Here is a 12670-nt window from a genome sequence, read left to right as displayed (position 1 = left end):
ACAATAAACCTCCGGACTGCAGGACCTATTCAGGCCGGATTTTGTTTACTCTGGCCCGCGTGTTTTAACAGCAGGAATGCCACCACAGCGGTTGACAGCACTGCCAGCGCGCCGGCCAGAAATATCGCGTTCAGCCCAAGATGTCCTCCTACCCAGCCGAGCGCAGGACTGCCGATCGCCATCGCCACGTCAAGAAATGCTGTGTAGATCCCCATCACCATGCCGCGGTTCTGGGGCGTTGAACCATTGATGGCTTCAATACCGAGGCCCGGATAAACCAGCGAGTAGCCAAAACCGGCCAACGCGGCTCCGACCGTCGCAATCAGGGACGTACCGGCAAGCCAAATAAGGAACAGACCGGCGGCCTGGACAAGCACAAATATCAGCGCAATACGAGCGCCACCAAAGCGATCTGGCAGATGGCCCGCAACGGTACGGGCAACAATCAGCGCGACGCCAAAGGCGGTGAATGCCATCCAGACGGGCTGCCAGTTCATGGTGCTGTAATACAGTGAGCTGAAGGCCAGGATGGCGCAGTAGCCCGTGCTCGCCAGTGCTGCGCCCAGTCCGGGTAACCAGACCGCGTGCATGACGGAGCCAAAGGATGCTTGTGCGGCATGGGGATGAGGCGGCACGGCGGGCATACGGGCGAGATACGCTAGTACCAGTAGCGGAAGCAGGAACGTCAGCAGTGCGATCGCCTCAAAGCCGAAAGCATCAAATAACAGCGTCCCCACCGGTCCGCCGAGAGCCATAGCGGCAAACATCGCGGTGCCCACCCAGGCGATAACCTTACCTGCGTGCTCTTTATCCACCAGAGCCAGACCCCATGCCACAGCACCGGTAATGACGAAGCTTTCCGCACCGCCCAGGATCGCGCGTCCAGCAAGCAGCACGCTCACCGACACGACAGGAATACTGACCAGCCAGAGCGACACCTGGTACAGTAGCCCTGATACGGCAGCTGCGATAAGGCCGACTACTACGCCCTTTTTGGCACCGCGCCTGTCCGAATAGCTCCCGGACCACACCCGGGAAATAAGCGATGCAGCAAACTGAGCCCCGGCGACCAGGCCCACGATAAACGTCCCGAAGCCCAGGTCATTTTTGACATGCAGCGGCAGGACAGGAAGTGCCACACCGATAATAATAAAGCCGACCAGTACCGCAGCCATTACCGGCATCAGCGCTGAGACGACACCGGCACCGGAGATTGTGTGAGAATGTTTTACAGGCATACAAATCAGCCCCTTACCTTTTAATAAACAGAATGTCGTTTACGTATTTCATTTATAGGGCACGCTGTGGCCCGCAGAAAATTCCGGTTTGAATTTCCTGTCTACAAAGAAGCGTTAATTGATGCCGCTCTTTTTATTTCCGGATGATATAAACCATCCGGAAATAAGGCAGGCGTCAGCTACCCGCCTGTTGATGGTTTAATAAACCTGCACGGTCGGCCGGAAAAGTATTTCGTTAACATCCACGTCGTCAGGCTGGCTGATAGCAAATGCAACAACCCGCGCAAAAGCCTCTGCCGGGATCGCATTCTCGTAGGTTTTCGACATACCTTTCGCAATATCTTCGTCGGTGATGGTTTTAGTCAGTTCGGTATCTACCGCGCCGGGAGAAACAATAGTTGTGCGAATATTCCAGGGCTTCACTTCCTGACGCAGGCCTTCTGAAATAGCCCGGACGGCCCATTTCGTCCCTGCATATACAGCACCGCCGGGTCCCACCTTGTGTCCGGCTACGGACGATACATTGATAAACTGTCCGGACTTCTGCGCTTTCATATACGGCAACGTGGCGGCAATACCGTAAAGTACACCCTTAATATTCACGTCGATCATCCGGTCCCATTCGTCCACTTTCAGCTTGTCGAGCATGGAACTCGGCATTAAGCCGGCGTTATTAATAATGACGTCAATACGGCCGTGCAACTCTACCGCCCGGTCAACAAGGGTCTGAACCTGTGCGCGGTCTGTCACGTCGGTGCGCAGTATGGCTCGGGCATCCAGGCCCAGTTCGCCGGCAAGTTGCTCCAGCTTCTCCATACGACGAGCACCCAGGACCACCTTTGCACCCAGCCTCGTCAGGTGTCGGGCTGTTTCTGCTCCCAGGCCGCTGCTGGCACCGGTGATGACGATAATTTTGTTTTCAATACCCTGAGACATACAATCCTCCTGTAAAGGGTGATTATTTTGATTCACGCTGCTCAAACACCGTTTTAAAAACCGGCGCAGCTGAGAAAGCATTGGGCCACCCGGTATAATACGCAAGATGACTCAGTGCGCCCGAAGCCTGCTGCCGGGTCAGGCCGTTATCCATTGCCCGGTTAAGGTGCGGCGGGATTTGCTGTACCTGCCCGTTTGCAATCAGGGCAGACAGGGTCACCAGACTTCTGTCCCGTGGTGCAAGCCCGGGACGCAGCCACAATTCCCGGAAAAGCACGTCGGTGGTGTCGCTGACAAGCCCCGGCGCCGCGCTACCGATGCTCTGTTCCACGCGTGCAGCGCGAGCTACTTCAGCTTTTTCATCGATTGGCAGCAGCGCCTCCTCCGCGCGAGGAAGCTGTTCAGCGTTAATTCCTTTTTGCAGGAATATCTCTTTCGTTACCGCTGCGGCCGCAATGGCATTGCCCCAGCCGGCATAGAACGCCAGCTGCGTGATGGTTTCGGAAAGCTCATCCGGCTTAACACCGTTTTTCAGCGCTAGTTCCAGCTGCTCCGGTAAAAGTACGGTCTGATTCCGGGCAATAACCGCTGCAACGGTAACGAGGCTGCGATCGCGTGGCGACAAGTCGTTTCTTTTCCAGAGGTCTCCTGCCAGCCTGGTGCTCGCATAGCGTCCGAGTGCGGGAGATACTGCCTCTATGTCGGTGTCTGACAGCGGGCCCCGCTGTGCCCCCGTTTCTGCAATGGCGCCAGCGGATCCGAGAGAAAGCGCCAGCGCAACTGCCGTCGAAGTTTTCATCTGACCTCCGGATTACTGATACTGTTCGTCGGAGACGGGCTCCTGCCAGTCCACGTTCTTACCGTCCACCATATACGTCATGGCCAGATGGCTCATGGGGGACGTCGCCGTGGCGCCATGCCAGTGGCGAACGGTCGCAGGGATCCAGACGACATCCCCGGGGGCTATATCCTGACGAGCCTTACCTTCTTCCTGAATCCAGCCTTTGCCTGCCGTAACGATCAGCAGCTGCCCGGCGGGATGGGTATGCCAGGCCGTGCGCGCACCCGGGGCGAAATCCACCTGACCCAGACTGGCACGCGTGGACTCGTTTGGCGGCAATAACGGGCTGACAACCGCATGCCCCGAGAAGTTATCGGCCTTGCCGACGACAGAAGGGGTCTGCCCGTTACGACGGATTTCAATACTTTCGGCAAAAACCTGGGTGGCACCCAGTACAGACATAGCGGCTGCAGCAATAATCGCTTTCATATTTCACCTCGCTGGTTACTTTCGGCTAAATGGCGTAGCGGATTACATAAATTCCCTGCAAATGAAAACGCCTTTTGTCGGGAGGAATGGTTATTTAGTGAACGAAGAAAGTATATCTGAGGACGCATTAAGTGATTAGATGGTAAAATGAGATTGAAATTATAAGGAGAACCTCTAAATGGCTGATGATAATCTGAATGCCCTTGCTGCATTTATGGTGGTGGCTAAGGAACAGAATTTCACGCGAGCGGCAAAACGTCTGGGTGTTTCACAGTCAGCGCTCAGTCAGACTGTTCGTGTTCTGGAAGCACAACTCGGGATCCGGTTGCTTAACCGAACGACCAGAAGAGTTGTCCCAACTGAAGCTGGGGAACGTTTACTCGCTTCAGTCGGACCTCAGATAGAGGATATTCAGCGGCAGTTAATGGTGCTGAGTGAATTACGTGATAAGCCAGCCGGTACAATACGCCTTACCGCAACAGAATATGCAGCAGAGTCAATACTCTGGCCAGCAGTGTCGCGTCTCGTTAAAAAATACCCCGATATTAAAGTCGAAATTCTTACAGATTATGGGCTGACTGACATCGTAAGAGATCGTTTTGATGCCGGTGTACGTCCCGGAGAAACTATTGCCAAAGACATGATTGCCGTTCGTATTGCGCCAGATATGCGGATGACAGTGGCGGGATCTCCAGATTATTTCAGTAACAGGCATGTGCCCATTACTCCGCAGGAATTGATAGAACACTGTTGTATAAACCTGCGCCTTTCCGGGCATGGAGGACTCTATGCGTGGGAGTTTGAAAAGGACGGGCGAGAGCTGAATGTGCGAGTTGATGGTCAACTGGTTTTCAATACGGGGAGCATGATACTGAAAGCGGCGCTTGAAGGTCGAGGGCTAGCCTATCTACCAGAAGGACAGCTTGAACCCTATATAGCATCAGGGGATCTTGTTCGCGTGCTTGAGGATTGGTGTGAACCTTACTCTGGATATCACCTTTACTATCCAGGCCACCGACAACCCACCCCGGCATTTAGCCTGCTAGTTGATGAACTTCGCTATTCAACACGCGAGAATCATCAGAGTTAATCTTTCCTGATAAATGAAGGTCCGCTCTTGGCACGTCGCTGACAATCTGACCAGGATGAAAGTCTGCTTTGAGCTGTGAGTTCAACCGATGGATGCAACACATTGATTGAACCGTTCTGCGGGTGATTCATAGTCTAGCGTTTTTCTCGGCCTTTCGTTGAGCTGTCTGGCAACACTGTTAAGTCTTTGCTGGCTGTGAACCGATAAGTCAGTTCCTTTTGGAAAATATTGTCTGAGCAATCTGTTCGTATTTTCATTTGAGCCACGTTGCCAGGGAGATTGAGGATCACAAAAATAAATCTGAATGTCTGTCGCTATAGTAAATCGTGTGTGGCTGGTCATTTCAGCGCCACGATCCCAAGTTAATGTTTTATAAAGCTCAGCAGGTAATTCCCGGGCTTGTCTGATGAGTGCAGATATAACCGTTATGGTCTTGTTGTCTCTGATCTTCGCCAGCATAACAAAACGAGAATGACGTTCTACGAGGGTGATGATATAGGAGTTTTTCGAGCCCTGAATCAAGTCACCTTCCCAGTGACCTGGGATGGCTCTGTCAGCCGCCTCTGGTGGCCTTTCGCTGATAGGTATCGTGTTCGGGATTGACCCTAATCCTTTCCCTTTAAGCGATGACGTTCTGGATCTACGCACTGCTCTTCCGCTTCTGAGGCATTGCTGCAGCTCTTTTTTTAATGCTCCCCGGGTTTGTATAAAAAGCGTTTTATAAATCGTTTCGTGTGACACATGCATTTCCTGATTATCCGGATAACAGCGTTTCAGCCAACCGGCGATCTGTTCCGGCGACCAGTCCTGATGCATCTTCTCTGCAATGATTTTACACAATGCGGGGCTTTCAATTAGCTTGCAAGGTTTTGGTCTCAGTGCATTTTCCCACGCAGTAGCATCGGCTTTTGCTGCACGGTATTGTTTTGCACCACCGTGCCTCCTGACCTCGCGGCTAATCGTTGAGGGCGCTCTTGATAATTTGGCGGCGATATCCCTGATACTGAGTTTTGCTACCAGCCCTCTGGATATCTCCTCTCTTTCATCAAGCGAAAGCGCTAATCGGTGCCGTTTTCGCACGGGAGGACGATAGCCGCCTGTCTGGTGGATAGTGGGCATAATGGAAGAATGATATCTGTCGAACATTCTGGCGATATCATGTAGAGAATCACCTTGCTTATATCTGTCCCAGATAATTGCCTTCTGCTCTGGCGTGTAGTTAATCCGAGTTCTTCGTTTCATGACAACGTCCCCCTTGATTAAGGATAGCGTTGCATCGACCCGTTGAACTCACAGCGAAGAGCGGACAGTGGCTTTACCCTTTCGGTAAAACTTAACTGGAAGGTTTCGATACGACACCAGACCCGCTAAACAACATGCGGATACCGAGGCCTATCATGACAACGCCTGTAAATCGTTCCTGCCATTTGATAAAGCCTGGGTGTTTACTTAGCCAGTTTCCAAATGTCCCTGACGCCATCGCGACTGACCCCAGGGAAATAATTCCTGCCAGCTTCTGGATACTACCCAGAACAAGCAATTGCAGCCAGACAGGACCCGCGGCAGGATCGACAAACTGAGGAAGAAAAGCGAACATGAACAGCAGGGATTTTGGGTTGGTCAGGCTGTTCAGGGCGCCTTCCTTAACGGCACTCCAGTCAGAAATTTTGGCAGTTTTTCGCAGCCGCGTATCTGTGCCTGAAGTCGCAATCATTTTTACACCCAGCCACATCAGATAAGCCGCGCCAACACACCTTAGCAAATCCAGCGCCACCGGCCAGGCATGAACAACGGTTACCAGCCCCAGGACAAGAAAAGAAACCTGCACAAAACCCGCTACAAAGACATTACCCAGTACCGTAAGCAGTGCAATACGTCTTCCCTGGCCGACTCCTCGGGCGATAGTCAGCATCATGTCTGGCCCCGGAGAAATCTCCAGAAGCGTCAGCGCGAGAAGAAAAGTGATAAACGTTTCGATGGAAGGCATCTAGGTTGCGTCCGGATAAATATTTCCGCTACATTACCTCAGCCGGATTCGAGCCGAAAGCGAAATGTACTGCAACGTTCCCCCTTGATTAAGGATAGCGTTGCATCGACCCATTGAACTCACAGCATAAAGCAGACGTTTGCATAAGTGAGTCCTAACGTCAGGCCCGCTACCGCTTCCTCACACCACCTCACTTTCTTCCTGACTTTTCCGGCAGCAGATAATTGTTATCTCTTCATCGCTGCTTGATACCATTCTGTAGCTTTCAATCCTGGCCAGCCAGCAACTTAATTTTTGTTGACTTTTATGTGCCTTGTGCCTTCATGTCATCGCGGCGTAATGCATGGACACAAGCAGCCAGACTATGGAGAAGTACCCACAGAGTGGCATGGTTTTCACTCAGATTCGGGATAAATGTGGAGCATGCTAATCAATGTTCCGGGCTACGTCCTGCACTGTCAGGGAATGGATTGTCTCACCTTCTTCGTCGATAAAAAGTTTTTCCGGCTGCAGACTGTACGTCCGGAGCTTCGGCTCTTCAGCCTCATCTATTTTGGTACAGGTGAGAGAGAAGGCAATTTGCTCACCTTCACGCTTCACATAAAACTCAGCATCCAGAGCCGTACAAAACAAACTGGAACGCCCCGCCTCATTAGCCTCGTATTTTCCTGAGTGGTGAACTACCAGTTTGTTGCATCGCAGGAACATTTGGCGCATCAGTATCCTCTGCCTGTAATAAGCGAAAAATGGAATTAATCCTTAACATCAACGCTGCAAATCACATGGATAAATACACAGTCAGGAAACCACAACCGCTGCTTATAATCCCGGTGTGCGAAATAAAAATGCCGAATTTACGAGAATCAGCCTGTCGCCAGCCGATGTAGTACATCGGCTGCATTTAAATATATGCTAAGCGATTAAAAGATTAAGTGATTTAGGGAAGCTCAGATTTTTTAGCTTTTTTTCCGGATCTGTTGTCACAAGCCAGGCAATGTCTTTCCATCCGGCAACCAGCGATGTGGCTCGGTTATTAATTTTATGTCCGTCAGCTAACACGACAGTCTGGTTGCTTTGCTTAATCATCTGCCGTGCGATCGCCGCCTCATCGAGGCTCTGATCCATCACCCCAGCGTCAGGGCTTACCGCACCTGCCCCGATAAACGCATAGTCGGCATAAAATGCGCTGATTGACTGAAGCGCTATCGGACCCACGCATTCCATCTTAGACGAACCGAACTGTCCCCCAATAAGGATAAGTTGCGTGGTGGCATTATCGTGAAAGAGATTGGCTATCACGGGAGAGTTGGTAATCACGGTCAGGTCATTTATACCACTGATCTGACGGGCAAACTCCATTGTCGTGGTGCCAAAATCGATAAAAAGCGAATCTCCGGGCTTTACGAGCTGTGCAGCTTTTTCAGCAATGGCTTTTTTCTCATCTTCCGCAAGTTTTGCACGCTCCTTGAATTCAAGCTCGAAGCCGAACTGGGCACTCACCGCACCGCCATGCACTTTCTTGATGTATCTCATCTCTTCAAGCTTGTTAAAATCACGCCTGATGGTTTCCTGCGATACATTGAAGAACTCTGCCAGATCGTTCACAAAAACCTGACCGTCCTCCCTGAGCTTTTCAAGGATAATATTTCTTCTTTCAGAACCGTTCGAATGATCCATTTTTGATTCCGATGACTGTTTGTGGAGATAGTACGCGCAATGAGACTCTGCACAAATGCATCTGCTACATCAGCTAAGGTAAAGCTGCTGCGCGTACCGCCTTAACCCAAAATAACAGACATACGCATATGACAAAACATCGATGTTGTTTTTATGTGGTTTTTCACCTCTTCCTTCGCATTTTGAATAACCTTTCTACTTCCATTGCCATCCTAAATAACCGACAGGGACCCGCGTCATGAGCCAGCCACGAGTCTGCTCACAGGAAAACTGAAGCTATTTTGCGTAGTAAAAGCCTCACGCGCGCCACTTAATGGATAACCACACGATCATTGGAAAAAAGTATGAAGCACGTCACGGTTATGTGGAGTAATGTGACATTCATGTTGATTATATGTGTGTATGTGATGCTAAATGGTGGAAAGAACAACATTAGCAACACATAAGTAACATCCAGCTATTGAGGTTTTATGCTTAACCAACGCTATGCAGCTATTGACCAGGGAACGACCGGAACGCGCGTTGTCGTGTTCAGCGAAGATGGAAAATACTTTTCACCCGCGGCTATCGCGCACAAACAGTTAACACCCAACCCGGGGTGGGTTGAGCATGATCCAATGGAAATTTTGCGCAACATCCGCAACTGCCTCAGCCATTGCGGCGTGGTGGATGCTATCGGCCTGGCTCATCAGGGCGAAAGTATCGTCGCCTGGGATGCGCAGAGCGGGCTTCCTATCTGTAACGCCATCATCTGGCAGGATCAGCGTACAGAAGGCACTATCCGTAAACTACGCGCAGACGGTGTGGAGGAGTTCGTTCGGGCTCGCTCTGGTTTGCCTTTAGATACCTATTTTTCAGCCAGTAAAATGGGCTGGATCATGCGTAATGTGACCGGCGCGCAGGAGCTGCATCGCCGCGGAACCCTGCGGCTGGGAACCATGGATGCGTTCTTCATGTTCCATCTGTGTGGAGTGCATGCAACCGACTTTAACTCCGCGTCACGTACTTCACTTTTCAATATTCATACGCTCCAGTGGGATGAAGAGCTTTGCCGGATTTTCGGTGTACCTATTGAAACGCTGCCGGAAGTGCGCCATAACACCAGCCACTTTGGTGACGTCCGCTATGAAGGTAACAGTACGCCGCTAACAGCCTGCATCGTTGACCAGTTTGCCGGGACATACGGCCATGGCTGCCTTGAGCCCGGGCAAATGAAAATTACCTTCGGCACCGGTGCTTTCCTGCAGTCAATTACCGGCTCAGAAGTACCGGATGCTGCGGGTTCAGGCCTTCTGCCAACGCTGTGCTGGAAGTTAGCGGGAGAAAAGCCACTTTATGGCCTCGATGGCGGTGTTTATAACGCAGCGTCTGCCATAAACTGGGCGGGCAAGATTGGTATGTTTACTGAGCTTGAAGAGTTCTCAGACTTCCCCGATGAACCTGCCATCGCGCGCGGTCTGGCTTTCGTGCCTGCTCTGTCGGGCCTTGGCTGTCCGCACTGGGATCGCTCTGCCGCGGGTTTGTGGGCCGGCCTGTCACTGGAAACCGAGCGCAAGGACATGCTGCAGTCAATTCTCGAGGGGATTGCGGTTCGATCAGCGGAAGTTATCAACGCCATGGATAAGGTTCGCCCGATTGGCGACACCATTTCCGTGGATGGTGGGCTGTCATCCAACGAATACTTCAAGCAGTTTCTGGCAACGCTTATTCAGAAAACAATTGTATCGCCTTCAAACCGTGAGATTACGGCGCAGGGAGTTGCATTGCTCGCCCGTAAAGGACTCGGAAATACACATCCGCTTAAAATCAGGAACCAGCACTCAGTCACAGAACCAAAGAATAAAGATTTCAAACCCTACTTAGAAAAGTATCAGGACATTATTTCCCGCTCCCGTAACCTGCGAAACGAAGAATAAAAAGAGGCTACCATGTCTGAGATCGGTAATATTATTATATATATCATTATGTCTGGCACCTTAATCGGTGCCATGGCCTCAGTCGTGCGCCCCGAAAGTGGACTGGGCAAAGAGTTTGTTAATGGTATCCATTCCATCGGGCCGGTATTTCTGGCGCAGGCAGGGATAATGGCAGCTATCCCGATAATTTCTTATGCTATTACGCATACCATAGGGCCATTGTTTGAATCCATGGGGTCGGACGTATCCATTGCAGCGCTTTCTGTCATTGCGGTGGATATGGGTGGGTATCAGCTGGCCGATGTCATCGCGTCTAATCGTGATCAGTGGATCACCGCGATGCTTATCGGGTACACATCCGGAGCCAGTATCGTGTATCTGATACCTGTTGGCCTGATTATGCTGCAGAAAAAGGATCACAAGTATCTTGCGCTCGGTGCAATGGCAGGATTAATCAGCATTCCTTTTGGCGTATTGATCTCTCTGATGATTATCACGCTTAATAATATTCCTGTGCGTGATATTATTTCTACGTCGTCGCCTGCTAATCACTACCTTAGCATTGACTTTATTAATGCCCTGCATTTACTGGCTCCCCTCTTTGTATTCTGCTTTGTTCTGGCGCTGGGGCTTAAATACCGCACTGAACTCATGGTGGCAGGCTTTTTGTTATTCGGAAAAGTGATGGATGCGTTCATCAAACTGGTGCTGGCTGCATGTATCGTCCAGCACTTTACCGGTATTTTTACAAAAATATTTGGCGGCTGGGTATTTGACTCGCTGTTTGCCGATGAGAAAGAGCTGATCCGTGCTATTGAGATCGCCGGCTATATCGGCATTATGCTTGCCGGTACGTTTCCAGTTTGTTATCTGTTTCAGAAATACTGTCAGCGCCCGATGAAATATATTGGTGCGAAACTGAAACTGACCGATGCCGGGGCATTAGGCATCGTCATGGTGCTTGCGAATATCATTGCTGTGTTCCATCTCTTCAAGGATATGCGTGCGCGTGACAAAGTGCTGTGCGTAGCTTTTGGTATCTGCGCACAGGCTACGCTGGGCGATCATCTGGCATTTACTGCTAACTTCCAGCCCACCCTGGTTCTTCCGATTATGGTCGGCAAATTTTTAGCCGGGGCGATTGCCGTCGTCATTGCCATATTCATCTCTGTTCCTGAAGCACAGCGAATGGAAAAACGGGATGAGCATGAAAACCCACAGAGTGCCTCTGAAAACCCCTCAGTTGCTGCGCAGCTGACGCAATAAACTTTCACCGATGCGGCCAGTATAGCCGTATTAATTTGTCACACCATGAGGTAATTATGCGTAAAATTTTCCTGGCCTGCCCATACAGCCATGCAGATGAGAACGTGGTCCATGAGCGCTATCTGGCCTGTAACAAAGTGGCCGCTAAAATCGCTGAATCAGGCAATGCTGTGTTCAGTCAGGTCACGATGTCACACCCGATCAACCTGGTGCTTGAGAAAACGGAAAAAGCTAACATCGGTAAGATGTGGGCGCCCATTGATACTGTCTTTCTGGATGCAATGGAAGAGCTGATCATCCTTGATTTAGAGGGATGGGATAAAAGTGCCGGTATTCAGCGCGAGATTGAGTTCTATAAAGGACGCAACCAGCGTGTCACCCTGTGGTCAGAAGTTGAGAAAGAGTTCCAGTAAATAAAAATGGCGCGCAAGCGCCTTTTTTATTAGAGGTAATATGATGAATTACGGGTGCTGACCAGGTTTATGTGTGGTTTTTTAATCAGTTCAGAAGAGCCAATATAAAATGGACTGCGCTGATGCAGTTTGTCCGGAACAATATCAAGTACTGATAACAGGCTGTTAGTCGCTCTGGCTGATGCCTTTTCAGCAATAAATCCCATTAGCTTACATTCATACATCAGTCGCAGCTTTCCCTGATTGTAAATACGGCTTTCTGGATAAATATAAATTCCACCGAAGATCAGATTTCGATGGAAGTCTGCCACCCGCGAGTCTATATACCATGAAGAAAATGGCTTGCCGGTTATAATATTTTCCTGCTGGCAGTTTGCATCGTAATTTTTTATTACCTGCGAATAGTTTCGCATGTTCCCTTCATTGTTCGAACAGGTCGTTACAGCCGAAGGTAGCCGCAATTTATCACGGCACAGAAATAACTCACTTAACGACAGAACGTAGGTAAAAACGTGCATGCCTTTACTTGTGATGTAGACAAGCATGGCGGACGAGGCATAAATGATGTATACGGCGGTGGCCTGAGCCCATCCATGCTGGGTAAAATCATCGATTATCACCGGTGAACCTATGGGGGTGATCTTCTCATAGACAGAAAATATCGTTCCAACCGTCACGTTCACATCAATATGTGACCAGTCATCAAGCGGATCAGCCAGTCCGGCCCGCCGTATTTCGATGTTAATGCCTTTTCCTGAAAGAACAAGTGCATTTAAAAGTACTGCCAGTTCAGGCTTAGATTTACAGCATGCCTCACCATAAACACGATTCTGGAATCGTCATTATGATTTCTCACAGGCAGGAAAAAGGCGGACTG

13 protein-coding genes are annotated in these 12670 nt (G+C 50.3%); 4 read left to right on the top strand and 9 right to left on the bottom strand.

The genetic code is table 11. From position 1 onward, the window contains the following. Positions 1-29 precede the first annotated feature (29 nt). The 4 genes from DTA24_RS12875 to DTA24_RS12860 all read right to left on the bottom strand — a co-directional run bounded on the left by DTA24_RS12875 (position 30) and on the right by DTA24_RS12860 (position 3417). On the bottom strand, positions 30-1238 hold the full coding sequence (locus DTA24_RS12875) for an MFS transporter (protein ID WP_012968011.1): 1209 nt from the start codon (positions 1236-1238) through the stop codon (positions 30-32). 198 nt (positions 1239-1436) lie between these two features. Then, a complete protein-coding gene (locus tag DTA24_RS12870) occupies positions 1437-2174 on the bottom strand; it encodes an SDR family oxidoreductase (protein WP_042947500.1) in 738 nt (245 codons plus the stop codon). Positions 2175-2196: 22 nt separating this feature from the next. Further along, positions 2197-2973, bottom strand: coding sequence for a carboxymuconolactone decarboxylase family protein (locus DTA24_RS12865; protein WP_023340281.1), 777 nt, complete (start codon positions 2971-2973; stop codon positions 2197-2199). A gap of 12 nt (positions 2974-2985) precedes the next feature. Continuing rightward, positions 2986-3417 (bottom strand): cupin domain-containing protein, encoded by a 432-nt coding sequence (locus DTA24_RS12860; RefSeq protein WP_370517449.1) that lies wholly within the window; start codon positions 3415-3417, stop codon positions 2986-2988. 205 nt (positions 3418-3622) lie between these two features. Between DTA24_RS12860 and DTA24_RS12855 the strand changes: the two genes are divergently transcribed. Further along, complete coding sequence (locus tag DTA24_RS12855) at positions 3623-4534, top strand: LysR family transcriptional regulator (protein ID WP_123836863.1); 912 nt, start codon at positions 3623-3625, stop codon at positions 4532-4534. 81 nt (positions 4535-4615) lie between these two features. Here DTA24_RS12855 and DTA24_RS12850 read toward each other — a convergent pair whose 3' ends face one another. The 4 genes from DTA24_RS12850 to DTA24_RS12835 form a co-directional block, all read right to left on the bottom strand. Next, positions 4616-5776: an IS30-like element ISCfr4 family transposase gene (locus DTA24_RS12850; protein WP_023296974.1), complete on the bottom strand. Its 1161-nt coding sequence runs from the start codon at positions 5774-5776 to the stop codon at positions 4616-4618. Between the two features lie 91 nt (positions 5777-5867). Continuing rightward, complete coding sequence (locus DTA24_RS12845) at positions 5868-6521, bottom strand: LysE family translocator (RefSeq protein ID WP_023340284.1); 654 nt, start codon at positions 6519-6521, stop codon at positions 5868-5870. Positions 6522-6947: 426 nt separating this feature from the next. Continuing rightward, a complete protein-coding gene (locus DTA24_RS12840) occupies positions 6948-7238 on the bottom strand; it encodes a hypothetical protein (protein WP_023340285.1) in 291 nt (96 codons plus the stop codon). 195 nt (positions 7239-7433) lie between these two features. Continuing rightward, the gene (locus DTA24_RS12835; RefSeq protein ID WP_012968005.1) at positions 7434-8198 is read right to left on the bottom strand and encodes a DeoR/GlpR family DNA-binding transcription regulator; all 765 of its coding nucleotides are present in this window, start codon (positions 8196-8198) and stop codon (positions 7434-7436) included. Between the two features lie 470 nt (positions 8199-8668). On the opposite strand from DTA24_RS12835, the gene DTA24_RS12830 reads away from it, so the two are divergent. From DTA24_RS12830 to DTA24_RS12820, 3 genes are read left to right on the top strand one after another with little or no spacing between them, the layout of a single operon-like run. Beyond that, positions 8669-10114, top strand: a complete 1446-nt coding sequence (locus tag DTA24_RS12830) for a glycerol kinase (protein ID WP_123836862.1) — start codon at positions 8669-8671, stop codon at positions 10112-10114. Positions 10115-10126: 12 nt separating this feature from the next. Then, complete coding sequence (gene eutH / locus DTA24_RS12825; protein ID WP_012968003.1) at positions 10127-11380, top strand: ethanolamine utilization protein EutH; 1254 nt, start codon at positions 10127-10129, stop codon at positions 11378-11380. 56 nt (positions 11381-11436) lie between these two features. Further along, positions 11437-11793 (top strand): DUF1937 family protein, encoded by a 357-nt coding sequence (locus DTA24_RS12820; protein ID WP_012968002.1) that lies wholly within the window; start codon positions 11437-11439, stop codon positions 11791-11793. 29 nt (positions 11794-11822) lie between these two features. Here DTA24_RS12820 and DTA24_RS12815 read toward each other — a convergent pair whose 3' ends face one another. Next, positions 11823-12512 (bottom strand): class 1 fructose-bisphosphatase, encoded by a 690-nt coding sequence (locus DTA24_RS12815; protein WP_227500912.1) that lies wholly within the window; start codon positions 12510-12512, stop codon positions 11823-11825. Positions 12513-12670: the final 158 nt, after the last annotated feature.

The organism is Klebsiella sp. P1CD1, assembly GCF_003790505.1.
Classification (GTDB): Bacteria; Pseudomonadota; Gammaproteobacteria; order Enterobacterales; family Enterobacteriaceae; genus Klebsiella; species Klebsiella variicola.
The sequence above is the reverse complement of the archived record's forward strand: the minus strand, read 5'-3'. Positions and strand labels throughout refer to the sequence as shown.